This window comes from Sphingopyxis sp. EU05-FHT14B03, assembly GCF_058790875.1.
Genome location: NZ_JBYTDC010000001.1, coordinates 188,443 through 208,791, shown reverse-complemented (window position 1 = coordinate 208,791; position 20,349 = coordinate 188,443). Strand labels below are relative to the sequence as shown.

The window sequence follows — 20,349 nt, the reverse complement described above, 5'->3', positions numbered from 1 at the left end:
ATGGGGGCGGTCAGTCGACGATGATCTTGCCCGTCATGCCCATCGTCGAATGCATGAAGTGCGAGCAATGGACCTTGTAGGTGCCGGCCTTCGGGACCAGCGTCACATCGGCGCTTTCTCCCTTGCCGAGCGAGACGCGGCCCTTGGCGCCGCCGACGTACGCGCGATTGGCGGCGTCCATCGTTGCCGCCGCGAAAAATTCTTCGGCGGTGAAGTCGTGCCCGCCCGATCCGGTGTTGACGAAATGGATCGTCACGCTGTGTCCGGCGTGCAGATGCAGGTCGGCGGGGGTGTAGCTGAAATTCGCCATCTCGACCGTCACCTTCGCCGGAGCTTCGGCGGCGGTGACGGGCAGGGCGATGGCGAGGGCCGCGGCGGCGAGGGTCAGGAAACGCATGGCAAACACTCCTTCATCCGGAAAAGCCCGGTCGTGTCGCCCCGATTTCCTGCGCCCGGTCAGGCGCCGACCAACCGCCGGTCGCCCGCGAGCTTGAGCATCGCCTTCTGCAGCTTTTCGAACGCGCGCACCTCGATCTGGCGGACGCGTTCGCGGCTCACGTCATAGACCTGGCTCAGATCCTCGAGCGTCTTGGGATCGTCGGTCAGGCGGCGCTCGGTCAGGATATGGCGTTCGCGTTCACCCAGCGTGTCGAGCGCCTCGTTGAGCAACGAGTGGCGCACGTCGCGCTCCTGCGCTTCGGCAACGCGCTCGTCCTGCAACGGGCCTTCATCGCCGAGCAGGTCCTGCCACTGGCTGTCGCCATCCTCGCCCATCGGCACGTTAAGCGACGTGTCGCCGCCCATCGCCATGCGGCGGTTCATGCTGGTGACCTCGTCCTCGGTAACGCCGAGGTCGGTCGCGATCTTGGTCAGATGTTCGGGCGTCAGGTCGCCGTCCTCGAACGCTTCGAGCTGGTTCTTCATCCGGCGGAGGTTGAAGAACAGCTTCTTCTGCGCCGCGGTGGTGCCCATTTTGACGAGGCTCCACGAGCGCAGGATGAATTCCTGGATCGAGGCGCGGATCCACCACATCGCGTAGGTGGCGAGGCGGAAGCCGCGATCGGGGTCGAACTTCTTCACCCCCTGCATCAGGCCGATATTGCCTTCGCTGATCAGCTCGCTGACCGGCAGGCCATAGCCGCGATAGCCCATGGCGATCTTCGCCACGAGCCGCAGATGGCTGGTGACGAGCTGCGCCGCGGCTTCATTGTCGCCATGTTCCTGGAAACGTTTGGCGAGCATGAACTCCTGCTCGGGGGTGAGCAGCGGGAATTTGCGAATCTCGGACAAATACCGGTTGAGGCTGGCTTCGCCGCCAAGCGCCGGCACCGTCGCGGGAACATTGCTTTTGTTAGCCATTGGAGAGCGTCTTCCCTAAAATCCTTGAACCATGAATGCCGCAGTTGGGTCCCGCGGTCAAAATAGATTTTCATTCGAAACCTAAACGCGCAATATGTCGATCAGTTCCCGCATATCGGGGGGTATTTCGCTGTCGAGCGCGATGACGTTACCGGTCACCGGATGAATAAAGCCCAAATGGGCGGCGTGCAATGCCTGGCGCGTGAAATTCCGCGCTTTCAGTACGTCCGACAGCGGCTTTTTGGCGCGGCCATAGACCGGGTCTCCGACCAGCGGGTGACCGATATGCATCATATGGACGCGCACCTGGTGGGTGCGTCCGGTCTCCAGCCGGCATTCGACGAGCGTCGCGCCCTTCAGCGGTTCGACCGTGCGATAATGGGTGATCGCATGCTTGCCGCGGTCCTCGGCGACCACCGCCATCTTCTTGCGGTTGGTCGCTGAACGCCCGAGCGCGGCGTTGACGGTGCCGTTCGCCGGCATCGGGCGGCCGGTGGCGAGCGCCAGATAACGCCGGTCGATGCTGTGCGCGGCGAATTGCTTCGCCAGGCCTTCGTGCGCCTTGTCGTGCTTGGCGGCGACGATCAGCCCGCTGGTGTCCTTGTCGATGCGGTGGACGATCCCCGGCCGCGCGACCCCGCCAACGCCCGACAACTGCCCGGCGCAATGGTGGAGCAGGGCGTTGACCAGCGTGCCGTCGAAATTGCCTGCCGCCGGATGGACGACGAGTCCCGCGGGCTTGTCGACGACGATCAGATGCTCGTCCTCATAGGCGATGACGAGGCCCAGGTCCTGCGCGACATTATGCGCCGGCGCGGGTTTGGGCAGCCGCAGTTCGAGCGTCGCCGGCACGGCCTTCGCCGAGGGGTCCCAGAGGATCGTGCCGTCGCCGCGGGCGACGCGGCCGCCCTTGATCAGCGACTTCAGCCGCTCGCGCGAAAGGTCCGGCAAGGCCTCCGCCAGCGCCCGGTCGAGCCGCAGCCCGGCGGCGCTATCGCCGAGCGCCACGGTCAAAACTTGGTCGTCCCCCTGCATTGGTTCGAATGTGGTTTCGGGGCGCCGAAATTCAAGGGGGCGGGGGAGGCTTCAGGAAGTGCGGTTTCGCCGGTCGAAGCGCCATTTTCGGAGGATCAAAGACGCGATCATTGCCGACGCAAAGACGTAGAAGGCGATCAGGAACATGTCCTCGCCGCTGAAAGCCTCGGTCCGAAAGCTGAAACTGAAGAGCAACAGGAGGAACAGCGTCAGCATCATGACATAATAGCGATAGCTGGTGCCGGCGGTCATGATGTCGCGCATTTCGGCGCGCGATCGTTCCTGGCCCACTGCTGGCCGGCGTTCCAGCGCCCGGGCGGGTGCGCTCCAGACCCGAAGATGGGCGATCAGGAAGAGCGCCGACACGCTTCCCACCGCTGCGTAGATGACCGGCTTCGAGAGATCGCGTTCGATGACGACCGCGATCGTCACCAGCCCTAGCAATGTAACGACGGCGCCGGCGATCATGGCAAGATAGGCGCGCGGATAGTCGCGTTCGAAGGCAGATACGAAATCATCGCGCTCCCGAGGGGTCACGCGAATAGGGGCGCCCTTGCGGTATTTTCGATACAAAAAGCCGTCGCCGTCGGCCTCGAATTGCTCCGCAAACATCCTGCGCGTGCGATCGATGAGGCCGAGCTTGAACATGGCCCTGTCTTGCATCGCTCGCATCGCTCCGCAAGCCCCGCACGACGCACAAGCCTTGCACTGGTCGCTATGCCTGCCCTAGGAGCAGCCAGCCGGAAACTGCCGGATCCGCGGGGAGCATAGCCATCCATGTCCGACGATCGCGTCGATTTCGCCTCGATGCTGGCATCGCGCCTGTGTCACGACCTTCTCAGCCCGGTCGGGGCTTTCGCCAACGGCCTCGAACTGCTCGCCGATGAACGCGATCCCGAAATGCGCGCGCGCGTCACCGAACTGCTCGAACAGAGCGCGCGGACGTCGGCGAACAAGCTGAAATTCTTTCGTCTCGCCTTCGGATCGGCGGGCGGTTTCGGCGAACTGGTGCCCGCCGACGAGGCCAAGTCGGCGATCCAGGGGATCATCGGCGACCGCGCGATCGACCTCAACTGGATGATCGGCGCCGAGCCGCTGCCCAAGCCCGCGGTGAAGATCGTCCTCAACCTCGCGCTGCTGCTGGTCGACGCGCTGGTGCGCGGCGGGCGGCTCGACATCGGGTGCGAGAATCAGGGCGGGGGCATCGAAATCGCGCTGCACGTCGAGGCCGAGCGCATCTTCCTCGACGCCGATGTCGAACGCATCCTGAAGGACGGCGAAGGCGCAAGCCCGATGACGTCGCGCACCGCCCCCGCGATCCTCGTCCAGGCGGTCGCGGCGCAGAATGGCGGCACCGTGATGCTGGCCCGCGAAACGCCGACCTCGCTGCTCGTCGGCGCGGTGCTGCGCGGGCGCGAGTAAAGCCCTCCTTAACCATTGTCCTTCATGGTGAAGCCTCAGAATTTTGGGGCGCACCGACAAAGTGATGGACGATCTGCTCAACGATTTTCTCGCCGAAACGGCAGAAATATTGGCCGAGGCCGGCGGCGCGCTCGTCGCCTGGGAAGCCGACCCCGCCGATCGCGCCGGACTCGACGCGATTTTTCGCCTTGTCCATACGATCAAGGGCAGCTCGGGTTTCCTGTCATTGCCGCGCGTCACCGCGCTGTCGCACGCCGCCGAGGATGCGCTCGATCAGGTCCGCCGTGGCAATCGTGCCGCCGACGCCGCGCTCGTCACCGCGGTGCTCGCGATCGTCGACCGCCTGTCGAGCCTTTGCGCGGCGCTCGGCAACAGCGGCAAGGAACCGCAGGGCGACGATAGCGATGTGATCGGCGCACTGGCGGCTGTCGACCAAGGCCCTGCCGCACCGGCCGTGCCCTCCGAACCCGTCGCCGCGCTGACCGACGAAGACATCAACGCCGAACTGCAGAGCTGGCGTTCGATCCGGGTGCCGCTGCCTTTGCTCGACAGCCTGATGACCGGGGTCACCGACATCGTGCTCGCGCGCAACGAATTTGCGCGCCTGCTGCGCGAATCGGGCGCCGACGCGTCGGTGATCGCCTCCTTCGACCGCCTGTCCGATTCGATCGCCGGCATGCGCCAGTCGGTCAGCCAGATGCGCATGCAGCGCATCGACAAGCTCTTTTCGCCCTTGCCGCGCATCGTCCGCGACCTCGCGCAGGATTTCGGCAAGAAGGTGCGTTTCTCGACCAGCGGCGGCGAGGTCGAACTCGACCGCGAGATGATGGAGAATATCCGTGATCCGTTGATCCACATCGTCCGCAACGCGATCGACCATGGCATCGAGCCGCTCGACGAGCGCGTCGCCGCGGGCAAGGGCATCCACGCAAGCATCGACGTGTCGGCGCGCCAGTCGGGCAACCAGATCGAGATCGTGGTGCGCGACGACGGCCGCGGGCTGTCCCCAGACGCGCTGGTCGCCAAGGCGATTTCGGCGCGGGTCATCGGCGCCGCCGAGGCCAAGACGCTGACCCCGCGCGAAAAGCTCGAACTCATCTTCCGCCCCGGTTTCTCGACCGCGGCCAAAATTACCGCGATCTCGGGCCGCGGCGTCGGCATGGATATCGTCAAGGCGAACCTCGAGAAGATCGGCGGCGTTGTCGAACTGCGCAACGAGGAGGGCCGCGGCCTGACCATCGTGCTGCGCGTCCCGATGACCCTCACGATCATCTCCGGCCTGATGGTTCGCGCGTCGGGCCAATATTTTGCGATTCCGCGCGGATCGGTGCGCGAAATCCTGCTCGAAACGAGCGATTCGGTCCGCATCGACCGTGTTGGCGGCGGCGAACTGGCCACCGTGCGCGGCGAGCAATTTCCGCTCCTGCGGCTCGAACATGTCCTTGGCTGCACCGTCGACGACAGCGAGGATCAGGACGACCGCGCGATCATCCTCGTCCGGCCGGGGCAGGGGCACAGCTATGCGCTGAGCGTCGCGGCGATCCACGATCATGAGGAACTGGTGATCAAGCCCGCCGCGCCGATGATCATGGCGACCGGACTCTATGCCGGGACGACCCTCCCCGATAATGGCCGCCCGGTGCTGCTGCTCGATGTCCAGGGGCTGCTCGCGGCCGCCGGGGTCGACGCGTCCGAAGCGGGCCGCATCCACGATGCGAGCGCCGAGGCTGCGGCCGAAGCCGCCGCCGCGCGCGATGCGGCGCAATTGCTGCTGTTCCGCGAGGCCGGCGGCCGCACGCGCGGAGTTCGCCTGTCGGTGATCGAACGCGTCGAGGAAGTGCCGGCGTCGGCGCTGTTCGAAAGCGCGGGCGCGGTAAAGGCGCAGATCGGTACCGAGATATTCCCGGTCCACGCCGCCGTGGTTCCCGTCGGCCCCGAAGCGGTCAAGCTTCTCCGCCTCCACGACGGTCGATCGGTGCTCTGCTATCCGATCGCGGCGGTGATCGACATCGTTCGCCTGCCCGATGCGGTCCAGCCCGCGACGGCGCCGGGGCTGATCGCCGGGGTCGTGCTGATCGGCGGTGAGCCGGTCGAACTGATCGATCCTTTCTGGCTGATGGCGCAATATGGTACCGGCCAGGCCGCGCCGCTGCTCCGTCAGCCGCTTTGCCGCCTGTCCGACGATGCCGACGGCTGGGCGACGAACTTCCTCGCGCCGATCCTGCGCGGCGCGGGCTACCGCGTCGTCAGCGGTGACGAGACCGCCGACGGCGAACGCCCCGACGTTCAGCTTTGCCTCGTCGACGAACAGTCGGCGCCGGTTGCCGCCGACGTCCCGCTCGTCCGCCTGCGGTCGTCGGTTGCGGCGACGGGCCCCGACGACGACAGCATCTATCGTTACGACCGCGGCGCGCTGCTCGAAGCGCTGCGCACCCGCGTCGCAGGAGCCGGTTCATGATGGAAAAACTCTATTTGATCGCGCGCATCGCCGACACGCGCGTCGCGCTGCGCAGCCGCGCGATCAATTCGGTGGTGACGGTGGGAACTCCCGTTCATGTCCCCGCGGCACCGCCGCATGTCGCGGGCCTGTTCGCGCTGCGCAGCCGCGTCTTCACGCTCATCGATCCGCATGTCGTGATCGGCCTGCCGCCGACGGCCGTCGCGCCGGGGCAGCGGGTGATCGTCGTCGATGTCGCCGACCATGGTTATGCGCTGCTCGCCGACGCCATCGAGGATGTCTGTTTCATCGACGCGCCCGAGACGCGGGTCACCGGACGGCTGCTGCCCGGCTGGGCGCGCGTCGCCGATGCGATGATCGAGCATGAGGGCGCCTCGCTGCTCGTCGTCGACCCGTCGCATTTCATCACGTTGCCGGTCGCCAGGGCGGCCTGACATTAACGGGCTGAACACCCCTTTGCCTTTAGGGTGGTTCCATCACCCGGGGGTCGGAGTAAATTTATGTCGAAATCCTGTCTGGTAGTCGATGACAGCAAAGTGATCCGCAAGGTTGCACGCCACATTCTCGAAGGCATGGCCTTTTCAGTCGACGAGGCCGCGGACGGGCAGGAGGCGCTGACCTTTTGCCGCGCCAATCGTCCTGACGTGATCCTGCTCGACTGGAACATGCCCGTGATGAGCGGCATGGAATTTCTGGGGGCGTTCAACGATCTCGACTATGGGCGCGAAGAACGCCCCCGTGTCGTATTCTGCACCACCGAAAACAGCATCGACCATATCCGTGCCGCGATCGAGGCCGGGGCCGACGAATATGTGATGAAGCCGTTCGACCGCGAAACGCTCGAAGGAAAATTGCAGCTCGTCGGCGTCGCCTGAGGCGCGGCGGGTGGCGGTTTCCCGACCCCTGGCGCGCGAAGGCGCCGCGGATGCGCCGATGCCGGCGGCGCGCAACGTCCGCGTCATGCTCGTCGACGACAGCCTTGTCGTACGCAGCATCCTCGAACGGATCATCGACCAGACCGACGGCCTGACCGTTTGCGCGTCGATCGCCTCGGCGCAGGACGCGCTCGCTTTTCTGGCCCGCGAACCCGTCGATGTCGTCGTGCTCGACATCGAAATGCCGGGAATGAACGGCATCACCGCGCTGCCGCTGATGCTCGAACGCGCCGAAAAGGCGCGCGTGCTGATCCTCTCGTCGAACTGCATCGAGGGCGGACCCGCGGCGATCGAGGCGTTGTCGCTCGGTGCGAGCGACACGCTCGCCAAGCCCGGCCGCGGCAGTTTTTCGGGACGGTTCGCCGAAGTGCTGACCGACCGTATCCGCACGCTGGGCCATCTGCCGTCGATCGCCCCCATCGAGATCCGCGCCGCGGCGCGCCCGGTGCCGGCGCCCGTGCCGATCGCGATCGAGACCGACCAGCCGCTCGAATGCATCGCGGTCGCCGCCTCGACCGGCGGCATTCCCGCCTTCACCAGCTTCCTGAAACATCTCGACCCGCGCATCACCGCGCCGATCCTGCTCACCCAGCATCTGCCCGACGCCTTCATGGAATTTTACGCCAAACAGATCGCGACGATGACGACGCGCAAGGTCGTCGTCGCGGCGGCGGGCATGGTGGTGGAAAAAAATCATATCTACCTCGCGCCGGGCGACGCGCATCTGATCGTCGTCGCCAGCGGGCGCCGCCGTGAAATCGCGCTCGACCGGCGTCCGGTCGCTAATGGTTGCTGTCCCTCGGCCGACCCGATGTTCGATTCGCTCGCCGACGTCTATGGCGGACGCGCGGCGGCGGTGGTGCTCAGCGGCATGGGCCGCGACGGCGCCGACGGTGCGGCGCGGCTGAAGGCGGCGGGCGGGACGATCTTTGCGCAGGCGCCCGAAAGCTGCGTCATCTGGGGCATGCCCGGCGCGGTCGCCAAGGCGGGGATCGCCGCCGCGACGCTCAATCCCGATGCGATCGCGCTGATGCTCGGCAGCTTCCTGAAAGGGCGGGTCCGGTCATGATGGGCGGGACGGCGAGCGAATCGGCCTATCGCATCCTGATGGGAGTGCTCGAATCGCGCACCGGCCAGACATTGTCGCCGAGCCGTATCTGGCGCATCGAAATGTCGCTGAAACCGGTGATGCAGCGCCATGGCATCGCCGATCTCGACGCGCTGGTCGCGGCGCTGGTGACCTCGAACAGCCGCCAGTTGCTCGACGATACGGTCGACGCGATGCTCAACAACGAGACATTTTTCTATCGCGAACACAGCGTGTTCGATGACATTGCGAAGACGGCGCTTGAACAACTTCGCGTCATAAACGCCGATAAGCGGCGCATCACCATCTGGCATTGCGGCGTATCGACGGGGCAGGAGGCCTATTCGCTGGCGATGCTGCTCGCCGAGCAGGAAGCGAAATGGGCGGGGTGGCAGGTCGACATCGTCGGCACCGACGTCAGCTATCACGCGATCAGCCGCGCGCGCGTCGGGCTGTACAGCCAGTTCGAGATCCAGCGCGGGCTGCCGGTGCAGCGCATGGTGCGCTGGTTCGACCAGACCGAGGGGGGCTGGCTGGCGAAGGCCGATCTGCGCCGCCGGATCGATTTTTCGGTGCAGAACATGCTCACCGACCGGCCGCCGCTCGCGAGTCCCGCCGACCTCATCTTCTGCCGCAACCTGCTGCTCTACTTCGCGCTGCCGATGCGGCAGAAAGCCTTTGCGCGGATGCGCGCGATGGCGGCGCCGCAGAGTTTCCTCGTGCTTGGCGCGGGTGAGACGGTGCTGGGCCAGACCGACCAATATGTCGCGAGCCCGCGGCTGCGCGGCCTCTACGAACCCGCCGACCAGCAGGTGCGGCGCGTGGCCGCCGCCTGAACCCGCCTTGCAATTTGCGCGGGCCTGGCGCAGGTGAGGGCGGGTTTGCAACGATTGGGCCGCGACACGCATGAGCGATTTTATCGAACGCTGGTCTCCCAATTTCGACGAGCGCATGCTGCCGGTCTCGATGATCATACTCCATTATACCGGTATGAAGAGCGGTGCCGAAGCCATTGATTGGCTTGCCGATCCTGCGTCAAAAGTGTCGGCGCACTATGTCGTCAGCGAGGATGGCCAGATCACCCATATGGTGCCCGAGGACAAGCGCGCCTGGCACGCCGGGCGCGCGCATTGGCGCGGGACGAGCGACATCAATTCGGCGAGCGTCGGGATCGAGATCGTCAACCCGGGGCATGAGCATGGCTATGTGCCCTTTCCCGACCCGCAGGTCGCCTCGGTCGTCCGCCTCGTCCATATGATCAAGGACCGGCACGAGGTCACCCGCGGCAATGTCGTCGGCCATTCGGACATCGCGCCGACGCGCAAGCAGGATCCGGGCGAGCTCTTCCCATGGCACGAGCTCGCGCGCCGCCGTCTCGCGCTGCCGCGCCCGACCAAGAAGCTGACCGATCCGCTGTGGACCGACGCGGGGTTTTTGCTCGCGCTGGAACGGTTCGGCTATGACGTCACCGACGGTTTTGCCGCGACGGTGGCGTTCCAGCGCCGTTTCCGGCCCGAACTGATCGACGGCACGATCGATGGCGAATGCCGCGCGATCCTGTTGGCGCTGCTGCTGCCCCAGCCCGAGGGGGATTGAGGGCGACAGTGGCACGCTTCGATGCAGATTGGATGCGGAAAGACGCGAAACTGACCTTGATATTGCTTGAGGCAGTTTGTGTTTCTGCTCTGCTAGCCTACTCCATCAAGCAGGTGTTTGGTATCGATCTAGGCGTGAGCGATCATGACGCTGCGGCTGCAGCGCTGGTCGGGGCAGCGGGGGGGCTGATTTATTTCGCGTACTCGGCGCTACTCAATGCAGTACACCGCAGCGGGCACTAGTCTGTGCGACATAAGATTGGAGTGGGCTCGGCAGACCTCCCATCTTAGCGCGCCCGTATCATACAATCGCTCGTAAATGGATTTCGTTCGCGCTATGCTCGTTCCCGCCAGAGGGTCGGGCGATCGCCGCCGGTGGGGTATCCCGCCGGGGGAGGAAAGTCCGGGCTCCACGGAAACCACGGTGCCGGATAACGTCCGGCGGGCCTGTCTTCGGACAGGTTCAGGGAAAGTGCCACAGAGAAGAGACCGCCCAAGGCTTCGGCCCGGCGAAAGGTGAAAGGGTGCGGTAAGAGCGCACCGCGCGGACGGTAACGGACGCGGCACGGCAAACCCCACCGGGAGCAAGGTCGAATAGGGATGGCACGAGGTTACTCAGGACCGGTTCCGGTCTCGCCATCCGGGTTGACTGCTTGAGCCGTCGGGTAACCGCCGGCCTAGAGGAATGATCGCCTATCCCCGCAAGGGGTGGACAGAACCCGGCTTACAGACCCTCTGGCATCCTCTCCCCGCCAGCGGTGCGGGAACCGCGTCGGCGGCTCCCGCGTTTGATCCGCAATCGGACGAAAGGGAAAACCATGAAAGTCGTCGATGAACATATCGAAGTGACCGATGAGGAAGCCAGCGGCGGGGTGAAGGGGCACAATGTCCGCTACGTGCTGGCCTTTTCGCTGATCGCGGCGATCGTCGTAATGTCCGTTGCGTGGATCGTTCCCGCGCTGCTCAAATAGCGCCGGGCGGACGGCCTATTTCGCCCTCGTAAAGGCGATCAGCTGCCCCTCGGGGTCGGGCGTATCCTCCATGAAGACCGGCTTGCTCGGCCTTTTGAAGCGCTGGACGAACGCGTCCTCATAGGAGGCATTTTCTCCTTCGCCCGTCAGTTTCAGCATCTTGGTTTCGACGTCGCCGGTGACGAGGTTCCAGCTCATCGCGTTGCCGTCATGGGCGTAAGTGCGGCTGTACACCGTCGTGTCGAGCCCGATCAGCCGCATCTTCGGCCGGCTCTTGTCCGCGCGATAGCGATAGGTCGCCGACAGTGCGGTGGTGCCGCCGGTCAGATCCTCGACCACCAGCACGCCCTTGTCGATCGACAGCGTCGCCGGCCCCAGCGGGTCGGGACCCAGGCGGAAATTGCCTGCGGGTTCATGCCCCATGTCGACCTCGCCGCGATAGCTCAGGACGACATACAGCGTCCGCGCGTCGGGGCTCGCCACCACGAACACCGTATCGGCATCGCCGTCGCCATTGAGATCGCCATCGACCCGGCCCTCGATCTCTTCCCCGAGTTCCAGCCCGTCGAGAAGCAGGGCGTCGGTGATCGGCGGCATCGGGGTGCGGGCCGGCGCGGCGTGCGCGGTGCCGCAGAGCAACAGGGCGGCGGCAATCGCCAGGCTTCGCATCATCGTCACTCCCTCCAACCCGATCAGAGTATCAGCTGTTAGCCGATCGTCCAGTCGATGGGGTGATGCGGCACACAGGGCAGTTAGCGCTTTCCTACAATATCCCGCTGGCTTACCCTCGCGGCGGCATGAAGCGGGGGCGCGGGGTTGCCGCCGAACATGCGATCGCGTGTGAAGTTGGGAAGTTTTCCGGGGTTTCGGTGCGGCGGTATCGATCGCCGCGACTCGGGGCAGGGGGCAGAATGAAACAGGTCAGGCGGATCATCGCGCTCGTCGCCGGACTTCTCGCGCTGGGCGGCCTCGCGCCGGCGGCTGCGGCGCAATCCTGCGGCACCGCGCCGCTCAAGGGCGAGCGGGTGGCGCTGCTCATCGGCAACAGCGCCTATAACGACTTCGAATGGCCGTCGCTGAAGAACGCGGTCAACGACATCGACTATGTCTGCGAGGCCTTCGAACGCGCCGGCATGGCGCCGCGGATCGTCCGCAACGCCGACAAGGCGGCGCTCGACAAGGCGCTCGACGATTTTGCCGCCGAGGCCAGGGGCGCCAAATCGGTGCTGATCTATTATGCCGGGCATGGCTTCGAATATGGCGGGCGCAACTGGCTGGTGCCGATGGACGCACCGCCCGCGACGCGCCGCGCCGATGTCGAAAAACGCTATCTGTCGATCGAGGCGCTGGTGAAGCATGTCGTTCCCAAAGGCGCCTTCACCCTGTTGTTCGTTGACGCCTGCCGCACCACCGAACCCGTGGTGCGGGTCGAGGATGTCGATGTCGCGGCGGGGGTGGCGGGGTCGGCGCCGCTCGGTCTGCTCGACATCGGGCAGGGTGCGGTCTTCTATTCGACCGCGAAAGGCCGCCCCGCGCTCGATTTTGCACCGGTGGGCTCGCCGGTCAGCCCCTTCGCCGCCGCGGTGGTGCACCAGCTGGCGATCCCGGGCCTCGAAATTTCGGACTATTTCAAGATCGTGTCGCGCGACGTCTACAAGGCGACCTTCGGCATGCAGCTCGGGCCGCAGCAGCCCTTTCACTATGGCAGCTGGTTCGACGATTATTATCTCGTCGCGCCGGTCGAGGTCCCGCAGGCGCGCGCCGCCGCCGCGGCGTTGCCAGTCACGGCGGCGGCGGCGCCGACCGCGGGCGCAACGCGCGGGCCGGCGAAACCGGCGGCCGATCCGCTCGCGGACATTTCGCTCGACCGGCTGGCGATCGAGGACGAACCGCTGCTCGTCGCCGACGTCCTGGCGCATCATCCCGCCGCCCAACTGGTCGCACTCGCCGACGATGGCCACCCGCTCGCGCAGCATCTCGCGGGTTATATGTTCTCGCTGGGCGTCGGGGTGAAGAAGGACCTGCCGCGCGCTCGCGCCTACCTCGAACAATCGGCGGCGCAGGGGTTCGCGGCCGGGCAGCAGGAACTCGCTTATCTGCTGCTCGAGAATGATCCGTCGCCGGACGATGTGACGCGTGCCTACGACCTCTATCTCGCCTCGTCGAACGCCGGATTTTCCAAGGCCAAGACGCATCTGGCCTATCGTCTCGCGGTGGGCACCTTTGGCCCCGCCGATTTCGTCCGGTCGCAGGCGCTCTACGCCGAGGCCGCGGCGAAAGGGCATCCGGCGGCGATTTTCGCGCTCACCTATTTTCCCGACACGCGCGCCGCGAACATGGCCCGACTGCGGACGCTCGCCGACGGCGGCAATCCCGAGGGCAATCACTGGCTGTGCGAGGCGCATTTCGCCGACAAGACGCGAAGGGACGCGATCGAGGATTGCGGTGTCGGTGCCCGCGCGGGCTTCGCCGGCTCGCGCGCCATTCTCGCCGACGCCTATGCGAAGGGCGACGGTGTGCCGGTCGACGCGAAGGAGGCGGCCTTCTGGGCCAAGCTGGCGCGCGACCTTCCCGAACTCAGGAAGGACCAGCGCGACCTGATCGCCGGAGTCGGGGAATGACGCGCCGTGAGGGATAGCGGACGGCGACGATTTCCCATTCCTTGGGTCCCGCCGGCAATTGCACGGTGCGCAAATCGCCGACCCCGGCGCCGCGCAGCGCACGGGCGAGCGGGCTGTTCCAGCCGATCCGGCCGTCGCCCGCCTCGGCCTCGTCGTCGCCGACCAGCGTCACGGTGCGCCGCGCATCGTCGTCGTCGGCGAGTTCGGCGGTGGCGCCGAACCAGATGCGGCTCTTGTCGGGCTGTTCCGCCGGATCGACGACGCGTGCCGCCTTCATCCGCCGGGCGAGGAAGGACAGCCGCCGGTCGATCTCGCGCAGCCGTTTGCGGCCATAGATATAATCGCCATTCTCGCTGCGGTCGCCGTTGCCCGCCGCCCAGCTGATCACCTCGACCAGCTTCGGGCGTTCGCCGCCGAGCAGCGCGTCATATTCGGCGCGCAGCGCGGCGAAGCCCGCCGGGCTGATGATGTTCGCCTTGTCCCCCGCCATGGACGATCAGCCGGGGGTGCGCTTGCCGAGATAGAAGCTCAGCGGCGCGTTCGGCAGTGCGCGGTTGCCGTCGCGCAGCGTGTCATAGACGACGGCATTTTCGAGCACCCGCTGGACATAGTTGCGCGTCTCGAAAATCGGGATCGCCTCGATCCAGTCGACCATCTCGATTCCGCCGCCGCGCGGGTCGCCGTTGGCGCGCAGCCATTTGTTCACATTGCCCGGCCCGGCATTGTACGCCGCGACCGCGAGCGGATAGCTGCCGCCGAAATAGCTGAGCATCTGCTGGAAATAGGTCGACCCCAAAGTCATGTTGTAATTGGTATCGACGGTCAGCGACCCGGCGTCGTAGTTCAGGCCGAGCTTGCCCGCGACCTCGCGCGCCGTGCCTGGCATCAGCTGCATCATCCCGCGCGCCCCGGCGTGGCTGATCGCTTGCCGGTCGAACTGGCTTTCCTGCCGCGTGATCGCGTGGATGAAGGTCCAGTTGCCCTCATGACCCGCAGGAACGCGAACGGTCGGGAAGCCCGACACCTCGACCGCGTCGAGGCTGTTCGCCTGCGCGCTGCGCCCGATCATCACGCCAAGGTCGAGGCGCCCGATCGACGACGCCAGCTGGCCCGCGAGGACATGGTCGGACGGCGTTGTCGCGCGGTTGGCGAGCGCGCGCAGGAACAGCGACTGTTCGCGCCACGCGCCGATCTCGCCGAGCGCCCGGGCGGCGCGAACGAGGCGGTCGTCCTCGAACGCGGCCTTTTCGGCCTGGCTGATCTGGATCGACGGCACGGGCACAGGGCGCGGCTGCGGCCGGCTCAGCCGCTCGAGCGACAACTGGCCGTAATATTGGTCATAATGCTGCGCGGCATCGGCGAAATGGGCGTTGGCCGTGGCGCTGTCGCCCGCCGCGAGCGCGGCGCGCCCGGCCCAGTAGAAGCCCTTGGTCCGCGTCTGCGCCGACCGCGCCGCCTCGCCATAGGTGCGGTACAACTGCACGGCTTCGGCCGGGCGCCGCAAATCCCTGAAGGCGAGCTGGCCCGCGAGCCATGCCAGCGAGGTATAATCGTCGCGCACGCTGAGCGGGGTTTCGCGGACGACGGTGCCCGGCGGGAAGGTGTCGCTGAGCTGGCGCGCGATGTTGTAGGCGGTGAGCTTGTCGCCCGCGCTGTCGGCCGCGCGCGCGTTGGTGAGCAGGGTCTCGAGCCATTCCTCGGCATCGGTCGGCGCGCGGGTCAGCGTGCGCGGCGCCGCGAGCAGCGCGCGCGCCTCGACGACGCGGTTCGCCTTGCGCAGCCAGGTCGCCTTGTCGGTGATATAGCCCGCATCGCTACGGGTCAGCGCCGGGTTGGCGCTTTCGACCGCGGCGGCTTGCAGCGCGGCGTCGACGGCATTGCTGCGCATCGCGAGCCGCGCGGCAAAGATCGCGCGCCGGTCGGGAGAGACGAAAGCCAGCTGGCGGCTCGCGGCGCCGGTCGCGCCCGACCACAGCAGGCGGTCCATGCGCGCGTCATGGTCGGCCAGCGTCAGCGCGCCGGGGAAGAAGGACAGCGCCCGGCTCGTCTCGACCTCGTCGAGCGTGCCGCCGGTCCAGGCGCGGCGCACCGCGGCATTGGCTTCGTCGCGGCGGCCCGAGGCGTTGAGAGCGAGCGCGTAACGCAAATGGCCGCTCGCGGTCTGCGGCGGATAGGCCTGGAAATAGGCGAGGGTGCGCGCGGGGTCATAGCTGTCGATCGCGATCGCCTTTTCGGCGCGCGCGCGCATCTTGTCGGAATCGGGCCAGCCCTTGTTGGCGAGCAGGAAGCGCGACAGCTGGTCGAACGAGGCGCCGCTGTTGGCGGTCAGCCGCCGCCATTCCATCACCGCATCGCCGACCGAGTTGGTGCTGACCGGTGGCGACGCCGACGCCGTGGCGAGCCCCATCTGCGCCCGGTACCAGGCCATTTGTTCGGGGGTGAGCTCGCTGGCGTGCGCGATGGTGGGAAGAAAGAGGGCCGCGGCGAGCGCGAGGCGGGAAACGGGTAGCAGCGAATTCATAAGGGCCATGCTAGTGGCAAACTCCTTGCGGGGCGCTGAATAGGCGTCCATGAGCGGGCGCGCTTTGGCCAGCTATCGGTCGCGGCGCCGTTTTTGTAAAGGAGTCCGGCATGTTTTCGGGTTCGATTCCCGCCTTGGTGACGCCGTTTCGCGACGGGGCGTTCGACGCTCCGGCGTTCGCGCGGCTGGTCGACTGGCAGATCGGCGAGGGGACGAGCGCGCTGGTGCCGTGCGGGACGACGGGCGAAAGTCCGACACTCGGTTTCGAAGAACATTATCAGGTCATCGATTGCTGCCTCGATGCCGCTGCGGGCCGCGTACCGGTGATCGCCGGCTGCGGGTCGAACGACACCGCCACCGCGATCCGCCACATGCGCCATGCGCAGGCCGCCGGCGCCGCCGCGGCGCTGATCGTCGCGCCCTATTACAACAAGCCGAGCCAGGCGGGCATCCTCGCCCATTATCAAGCGCTCGCCGATGCGAGCGACCTGCCGATCGTCGTCTATAACGTTCCCGGCCGCACCGTCGCCGACATCGGCGCCGAGACGATGAACAAGCTCGCCGAAATTCCCAGCATCGTCGCGGTCAAGGATGCCAGCGGCGACCTCGCCCGCGTGACGATGCACCGGGCGGGGGCGGGCAAGGATTTCTGCCAGCTCAGCGGCAACGACGATCTATGGCTGCCGCACGCCGCGATGGGCGGCGTCGGCTGCATCTCGGTCACCGCCAATGTCGCGCCGCGCCTGTGTGCCGAGTTCGCCGCCGCCTGCGCCGCGGGCGACTGGGCCAAGGCGCTGGCGCTGCACGACCGCTTGTTCGATCTGCACCGGGCGATGTTCAGCGACAGCTCGCCCGCGCCGGCAAAATATGCGCTGTCGCGCCTCCACGACTGGTTTTCGCCCGAAGTGCGCCTACCTATCATCCCGGCGTCCGATGCATCGTGCAAGGCCGTCGATGCCGCATTGTCCGCGGCCGGAGTGATCTAGGTTCAAAATGGCCCGCCCGCAGTCTGCCGCCGAATTCGACAAGAAAAAGATCGTCGCCGAGAACCGGCGCGCACGCTTCGACTTTGCCATCGAGCAGGTGTTCGAGGCGGGAATCGCGCTGCAAGGGACCGAGGTTAAGGCGCTGCGCTTCGGCGAGGGCACGATCGCCGAAAGCTATGCCGAGGTAAAAGGCGGTGAAGTGTGGCTGATCAACGCCAACATTCCCGAATATAGCCACGGCAACCGGTTGAACCATGAACCGAAAAGGCCGCGTAAGCTGTTGCTCAACTGGCGCGAGGTCAACAAGATGCACGCCGGCGTCGCGCGGCAGGGCATGACGCTCGTGCCGCTCTCGGTCTATTTCAACAGCCGCGGCCGCGCCAAGGTCGAACTCGCGCTCGCCAAGGGCAAGAAGGCGCATGACAAGCGCGAATCGATCAAGGAACGCGACTGGAAGCGCGACAAGCAGCGCCTGATGAAGGACCGCGGATGAGCGGGCCGGAGAAAAAGGTGCGCGACAAGGCGGCGGTGATGAACTGGATCCGCCGCAACTCGCCCTCGCGCGAGGAGTTGCTGGAAAGCCGCTTTATCAAGCCGTTCGCGCACCGCGTCGCCCACAGCCATTTGTGGCGCTTCACGCGCACTTCGGTGCGGCGCGGCACCGCGCTCGGGCTGTTCGTCGGTATCTTCTTCCTCATCCCCGGCGTCCAGATCCTTGGCGTCGCGCTGCTCGCGCTGCCCTTTCGCGCCAATATCCCGATCGGCGCTGCGATGACTTTCCTGTCCAACCCGGTGACCACGCCGCTGATCCTCGCGGCGTCGGTGTGGCTCGGCAGCTTCCTGTTCGGGCTGCACACCAATGTCTCGAACCTCTACATTCTCTATGATGAGGGTGCCTCGCTCGTCGAATGGTGGGACTGGTTCACCGCGAATGCCGGCACCGCGCTGCTCGGCGGACTGGCGGGGTTGTTCGTGATCTCGGCGGTGTCGGCGGTCGTTGGCTATGTGCTCGCGTCGGTGATCTGGGACAATTGGATTCGCCTCCGCTGGCGCCGCAAAATCAGCCGCGCGCGCGACAAACGACTTGAGGCATCGACGAGCGACACGGTCGTCGGTTGAACCGCCCGCGCGGCGGCGTATAGATTTTCCCATCGCAAGATCGCCCCGCATACATCGCGGAGCCATATACCACTGGGGAATATCATGACTCGTCCGACACAGCATCCTCGCCTTCTGGCGACCGCGGCGCTTGGCGCCCTGCTCTTTGCCGCCGTGCCCGCCATCGCCAAGGAAAAGGCGGCGACGACCGAGGCCGCCGCGAAACCCGCAGCCAAGCCCGAGATCGGCGATTTCGGTTTCGACGCGACCGGCATGGACAAGAGCGTCCAGCCCGGCGACGATTTCTATGCCTATGCCAATGGCGCCTGGGCCAAGAAGACCCTCATCCCCGATGACAAGTCCAATTACGGCATGTTCACCGCGCTCGCGGACCTGTCGCAGACGCGCACCCGCGAAATCCTCGACGTGGCGAAGAGCGACCCGAACAGCATGATCGGCCGCGCTTACGCCTCCTATCTCGACGGTGCGGCGGTCGAGGCCAAGGGCCTAGCGCCGATCCAGCCCTGGCTGGCCAAGATTCGCGCCGTCGACAAGGCGGGCCTCGCCAAGCTGCTCGCCGAAGCCGACCGCAGCGGCGTCCAGCATTTCTTCGGCGGCTATGTCGGGCAGGACGACAAGAACCCCGACGTCTACATCTATTCGGTGTTCCAGGGCGGCATCGGCATGCCCGACCGCGACTTCTATCTGAAGGACGGCGAGCGTAACGCCAAGCTGCAGGCGGCCTACCTCAAGCATCTGGAAAATGTGCTGCTGCTGGCGGGCGAAACCAACGCCGCGGCGCGCGCGCAGGCGATCTATGACTTCGAAAAGCAGGTCGCGACGGTCCATTGGGACAAGAACGACAGCAGCGACGCGACCAAGACCTATAACAAGATGACGATAGGTGAACTGACGCAGGCGGCTCCCGGCTTCGACTGGGCGGCCTTCGTCAAGGGCATCGGCATCAACGAAACCTCGCTGATCGTGGCGCAGCCGACCGCCTTCACCGGCGAGGCCAAGCTGCTCGCCGACGCGCCGATCGGCGTGATCCGCGACGCGCTGATCGTGCGCAGCCTCGACGCCTTCTCGGGCGTGCTGCCCGATGCCGTCGCCAAGGAAGCCTTCTCCTTCTATGGCACCGCGCTGTCGGGCACGCCGCAGATGCAGGAGCGCTGGAAGCGCGCGGTCGATTTCACCACCAACAATATGGGCGAGGCCGTCGGGCAGGATTATGTCGCGAAATATTTCCCGCCCGAAACCAAGGCGGCGATGGACGGGCTGGTCAAGAATGTGCTCGCCGCGCTCGACACCCGCATCGGCAACCTCGAATGGATGCAGCCTGAAACCAAGGTGAAGGCGAAGAAGAAGCTTGCGAATTTCACCACCAAGATCGGCTATCCCGACCGGTGGAAGGATTATGGCAAGCTCGAGATCAAGGCCGACGACCTGTTCGGCAATGCGTTGCGGTCGAACCAGTTCGCACATGACGACAATGTCAGCCGCCTCGGCGGTCCGATCCGTCGCTGGGAATGGGGGATGACCCCGATGGAGGTCAACGCTTACGCCAATTTCGGCATGAACGAGATCGTCTTCCCGGCCGCGATCCTGCAGCCGCCCTTCTTTGACCCGCACGCCGATGCGGCGGTCAACTATGGCGGCATCGGTGCGGTGATCGGGCACGAGATCAGCCATCATTTCGACGATCAGGGCGCGAAATATGACGAGACCGGCAAGCTCGCCGACTGGTGGACCCCCGCCGACGTCGCGGCGTTCGAAGCCGCCGGCAAGGCGCTGGTCGCGCAATATGACGCCTATGAAGTGCTGCCCGGCGAACATCTCGACGGCACGTTCACGCTGGGCGAGAATATCGGCGATCTCGCGGGTCTGACGATCGCCTATGACGCCTATCAGAAGTCGCTGGGCGGCAAGCCGGCGCCGGTGATCGACGGACTGACCGGCGACCAGCGCTTCTTCCTCGGCTGGGCGCAGGTGTGGCGGCGCAACTATCGCGAGCAGAATCTGGCGCAGCGTATCACCACCGATCCGCATTCGCCCTCGATCCAGCGGACTTGGGTCTCGCGCAACCTTGACCCTTGGTATAAGGCCTATCAGATCAAGGAAGGCCAGAAGCTGTATCTGGCGCCGGCGGACCGCGTCCGCATCTGGTAACGCCTTAAAGGGACATCTCATTGACCACCACGAGCCTGCCTTCCGCTGAAAACGACTTCAGCAGGGGGGCAGGCCCGGGGGTGTCGCCGGAG

21 protein-coding genes and 1 other RNA gene are annotated in these 20,349 nt (G+C 65.9%); 15 read left to right on the top strand and 7 right to left on the bottom strand.

Annotation, left to right across the window (positions count from 1 at the left end; genetic code table 11):
• Positions 1-10: 10 nt before the first annotated feature.
• The 4 genes from AC3WS4_RS01110 to AC3WS4_RS01095 all read right to left on the bottom strand — a co-directional run bounded on the left by AC3WS4_RS01110 (position 11) and on the right by AC3WS4_RS01095 (position 3,042).
• On the bottom strand, positions 11-397 hold the full coding sequence (locus AC3WS4_RS01110; protein ID WP_492740188.1) for a cupredoxin domain-containing protein: 387 nt from the start codon (positions 395-397) through the stop codon (positions 11-13).
• A gap of 59 nt (positions 398-456) precedes the next feature.
• A complete protein-coding gene (gene rpoH / locus AC3WS4_RS01105) occupies positions 457-1,359 on the bottom strand; it encodes an RNA polymerase sigma factor RpoH (RefSeq protein WP_056349598.1) in 903 nt (300 codons plus the stop codon).
• 81 nt (positions 1,360-1,440) lie between these two features.
• The gene (locus tag AC3WS4_RS01100; protein ID WP_492740189.1) at positions 1,441-2,394 is read right to left on the bottom strand and encodes an RluA family pseudouridine synthase; all 954 of its coding nucleotides are present in this window, start codon (positions 2,392-2,394) and stop codon (positions 1,441-1,443) included.
• A gap of 51 nt (positions 2,395-2,445) precedes the next feature.
• A complete protein-coding gene (locus AC3WS4_RS01095; protein WP_492742580.1) occupies positions 2,446-3,042 on the bottom strand; it encodes a hypothetical protein in 597 nt (198 codons plus the stop codon).
• 129 nt (positions 3,043-3,171) lie between these two features.
• On the opposite strand from AC3WS4_RS01095, the gene AC3WS4_RS01090 reads away from it, so the two are divergent.
• The 10 genes from AC3WS4_RS01090 (at position 3,172) to AC3WS4_RS01045 (ending at position 10,862) form a co-directional block, all read left to right on the top strand.
• Positions 3,172-3,816, top strand: coding sequence for a histidine phosphotransferase family protein (locus tag AC3WS4_RS01090; RefSeq protein WP_492740191.1), 645 nt, complete (start codon positions 3,172-3,174; stop codon positions 3,814-3,816).
• Positions 3,817-3,880: 64 nt separating this feature from the next.
• On the top strand, positions 3,881-6,274 hold the full coding sequence (locus AC3WS4_RS01085; protein ID WP_492742578.1) for a chemotaxis protein CheA: 2,394 nt from the start codon (positions 3,881-3,883) through the stop codon (positions 6,272-6,274).
• Complete coding sequence (locus tag AC3WS4_RS01080; RefSeq protein WP_262408102.1) at positions 6,271-6,708, top strand: chemotaxis protein CheW; 438 nt, start codon at positions 6,271-6,273, stop codon at positions 6,706-6,708. The genes AC3WS4_RS01085 and AC3WS4_RS01080 overlap by 4 nt, the downstream gene beginning before the upstream one ends.
• A gap of 66 nt (positions 6,709-6,774) precedes the next feature.
• Entirely contained in the window at positions 6,775-7,149 is a 375-nt protein-coding gene (locus AC3WS4_RS01075; protein WP_056349620.1) for a response regulator, read from the top strand.
• Between the two features lie 10 nt (positions 7,150-7,159).
• Positions 7,160-8,278 carry a chemotaxis-specific protein-glutamate methyltransferase CheB gene (cheB, locus tag AC3WS4_RS01070; protein ID WP_492740193.1) on the top strand — a complete coding sequence of 373 codons (1,119 nt, stop codon included), beginning with the start codon at positions 7,160-7,162 and terminating at the stop codon, positions 8,276-8,278.
• Positions 8,275-9,132, top strand: coding sequence for a CheR family methyltransferase (locus AC3WS4_RS01065; RefSeq protein WP_492740194.1), 858 nt, complete (start codon positions 8,275-8,277; stop codon positions 9,130-9,132). Before cheB ends, AC3WS4_RS01065 begins: the two co-directional genes overlap by 4 nt.
• Before the next feature lie 70 nt (positions 9,133-9,202).
• A complete protein-coding gene (locus AC3WS4_RS01060) occupies positions 9,203-9,892 on the top strand; it encodes an N-acetylmuramoyl-L-alanine amidase (RefSeq protein ID WP_492740195.1) in 690 nt (229 codons plus the stop codon).
• Between the two features lie 8 nt (positions 9,893-9,900).
• The gene (locus tag AC3WS4_RS01055; protein WP_156377747.1) at positions 9,901-10,134 is read left to right on the top strand and encodes a hypothetical protein; all 234 of its coding nucleotides are present in this window, start codon (positions 9,901-9,903) and stop codon (positions 10,132-10,134) included.
• A 107-nt stretch (positions 10,135-10,241) separates the two neighbouring features.
• Positions 10,242-10,634, top strand: an RNA gene (rnpB, locus tag AC3WS4_RS01050) — RNase P RNA component class A.
• Positions 10,635-10,709: 75 nt separating this feature from the next.
• A complete protein-coding gene (locus AC3WS4_RS01045) occupies positions 10,710-10,862 on the top strand; it encodes a hypothetical protein (RefSeq protein WP_200938049.1) in 153 nt (50 codons plus the stop codon).
• A gap of 15 nt (positions 10,863-10,877) precedes the next feature.
• Here AC3WS4_RS01045 and AC3WS4_RS01040 read toward each other — a convergent pair whose 3' ends face one another.
• A complete protein-coding gene (locus AC3WS4_RS01040) occupies positions 10,878-11,534 on the bottom strand; it encodes a hypothetical protein (protein WP_492740196.1) in 657 nt (218 codons plus the stop codon).
• A 239-nt stretch (positions 11,535-11,773) separates the two neighbouring features.
• On the opposite strand from AC3WS4_RS01040, the gene AC3WS4_RS01035 reads away from it, so the two are divergent.
• Positions 11,774-13,483, top strand: a complete 1,710-nt coding sequence (locus AC3WS4_RS01035; RefSeq protein WP_492740197.1) for a caspase family protein — start codon at positions 11,774-11,776, stop codon at positions 13,481-13,483.
• On the opposite strand, the gene AC3WS4_RS01030 is transcribed toward AC3WS4_RS01035, so the two are convergent.
• Together AC3WS4_RS01030 and AC3WS4_RS01025 are read right to left on the bottom strand one after the other, a co-directional pair.
• Positions 13,440-13,973 (bottom strand): GreA/GreB family elongation factor, encoded by a 534-nt coding sequence (locus tag AC3WS4_RS01030; protein ID WP_492740198.1) that lies wholly within the window; start codon positions 13,971-13,973, stop codon positions 13,440-13,442. The two genes, AC3WS4_RS01035 and AC3WS4_RS01030, sit on opposite strands and share 44 nt — an antisense overlap.
• A gap of 6 nt (positions 13,974-13,979) precedes the next feature.
• Positions 13,980-16,013, bottom strand: a complete 2,034-nt coding sequence (locus AC3WS4_RS01025) for a lytic transglycosylase domain-containing protein (RefSeq protein WP_492740199.1) — start codon at positions 16,011-16,013, stop codon at positions 13,980-13,982.
• 101 nt (positions 16,014-16,114) lie between these two features.
• Between AC3WS4_RS01025 and dapA the strand changes: the two genes are divergently transcribed.
• The 4 genes from dapA (at position 16,115) to AC3WS4_RS01005 (ending at position 20,257) form a co-directional block, all read left to right on the top strand.
• Positions 16,115-16,990, top strand: a complete 876-nt coding sequence (gene dapA, locus AC3WS4_RS01020; protein ID WP_187139433.1) for a 4-hydroxy-tetrahydrodipicolinate synthase — start codon at positions 16,115-16,117, stop codon at positions 16,988-16,990.
• Between the two features lie 7 nt (positions 16,991-16,997).
• Complete coding sequence (smpB, locus tag AC3WS4_RS01015) at positions 16,998-17,483, top strand: SsrA-binding protein SmpB (protein ID WP_056349650.1); 486 nt, start codon at positions 16,998-17,000, stop codon at positions 17,481-17,483.
• On the top strand, positions 17,480-18,109 hold the full coding sequence (locus tag AC3WS4_RS01010; RefSeq protein ID WP_082545114.1) for a DUF2062 domain-containing protein: 630 nt from the start codon (positions 17,480-17,482) through the stop codon (positions 18,107-18,109). The genes smpB and AC3WS4_RS01010 overlap by 4 nt, the downstream gene beginning before the upstream one ends.
• 84 nt (positions 18,110-18,193) lie before the next feature.
• Positions 18,194-20,257, top strand: coding sequence for a M13 family metallopeptidase (locus AC3WS4_RS01005; RefSeq protein WP_492740201.1), 2,064 nt, complete (start codon positions 18,194-18,196; stop codon positions 20,255-20,257).
• The last annotated feature ends 92 nt before the right edge of the window (positions 20,258-20,349 follow it).

What these genes read in the sequence shown, in the direction of transcription:
- dapA (WP_187139433.1), top strand. Translation starts at nt 16,115, where the DNA reads ATGTTTTCGGGTTCGATTCCCGCCTTGGTGACGCCGTTTCGCGACGGG.
- AC3WS4_RS01045 (WP_200938049.1), top strand. Translation starts at nt 10,710, where the DNA reads ATGAAAGTCGTCGATGAACATATCGAAGTGACCGATGAGGAAGCCAGC.
- AC3WS4_RS01060 (WP_492740195.1), top strand. Translation starts at nt 9,203, where the DNA reads ATGAGCGATTTTATCGAACGCTGGTCTCCCAATTTCGACGAGCGCATG.
- AC3WS4_RS01030 (WP_492740198.1), bottom strand. Translation starts at nt 13,973, where the DNA reads ATGGCGGGGGACAAGGCGAACATCATCAGCCCGGCGGGCTTCGCCGCG.
- AC3WS4_RS01005 (WP_492740201.1), top strand. Translation starts at nt 18,194, where the DNA reads ATGACTCGTCCGACACAGCATCCTCGCCTTCTGGCGACCGCGGCGCTT.
- AC3WS4_RS01065 (WP_492740194.1), top strand. Translation starts at nt 8,275, where the DNA reads ATGATGGGCGGGACGGCGAGCGAATCGGCCTATCGCATCCTGATGGGA.
- smpB (WP_056349650.1), top strand. Translation starts at nt 16,998, where the DNA reads ATGGCCCGCCCGCAGTCTGCCGCCGAATTCGACAAGAAAAAGATCGTC.
- rpoH (WP_056349598.1), bottom strand. Translation starts at nt 1,359, where the DNA reads ATGGCTAACAAAAGCAATGTTCCCGCGACGGTGCCGGCGCTTGGCGGC.
- AC3WS4_RS01040 (WP_492740196.1), bottom strand. Translation starts at nt 11,534, where the DNA reads ATGATGCGAAGCCTGGCGATTGCCGCCGCCCTGTTGCTCTGCGGCACC.
- AC3WS4_RS01110 (WP_492740188.1), bottom strand. Translation starts at nt 397, where the DNA reads ATGCGTTTCCTGACCCTCGCCGCCGCGGCCCTCGCCATCGCCCTGCCC.
- AC3WS4_RS01075 (WP_056349620.1), top strand. Translation starts at nt 6,775, where the DNA reads ATGTCGAAATCCTGTCTGGTAGTCGATGACAGCAAAGTGATCCGCAAG.
- AC3WS4_RS01100 (WP_492740189.1), bottom strand. Translation starts at nt 2,394, where the DNA reads ATGCAGGGGGACGACCAAGTTTTGACCGTGGCGCTCGGCGATAGCGCC.
- AC3WS4_RS01085 (WP_492742578.1), top strand. Translation starts at nt 3,881, where the DNA reads ATGGACGATCTGCTCAACGATTTTCTCGCCGAAACGGCAGAAATATTG.
- AC3WS4_RS01080 (WP_262408102.1), top strand. Translation starts at nt 6,271, where the DNA reads ATGATGGAAAAACTCTATTTGATCGCGCGCATCGCCGACACGCGCGTC.
- AC3WS4_RS01095 (WP_492742580.1), bottom strand. Translation starts at nt 3,042, where the DNA reads ATGTTCAAGCTCGGCCTCATCGATCGCACGCGCAGGATGTTTGCGGAG.
- AC3WS4_RS01090 (WP_492740191.1), top strand. Translation starts at nt 3,172, where the DNA reads ATGTCCGACGATCGCGTCGATTTCGCCTCGATGCTGGCATCGCGCCTG.
- AC3WS4_RS01025 (WP_492740199.1), bottom strand. Translation starts at nt 16,013, where the DNA reads ATGGCCCTTATGAATTCGCTGCTACCCGTTTCCCGCCTCGCGCTCGCC.
- AC3WS4_RS01010 (WP_082545114.1), top strand. Translation starts at nt 17,480, where the DNA reads ATGAGCGGGCCGGAGAAAAAGGTGCGCGACAAGGCGGCGGTGATGAAC.
- AC3WS4_RS01035 (WP_492740197.1), top strand. Translation starts at nt 11,774, where the DNA reads ATGAAACAGGTCAGGCGGATCATCGCGCTCGTCGCCGGACTTCTCGCG.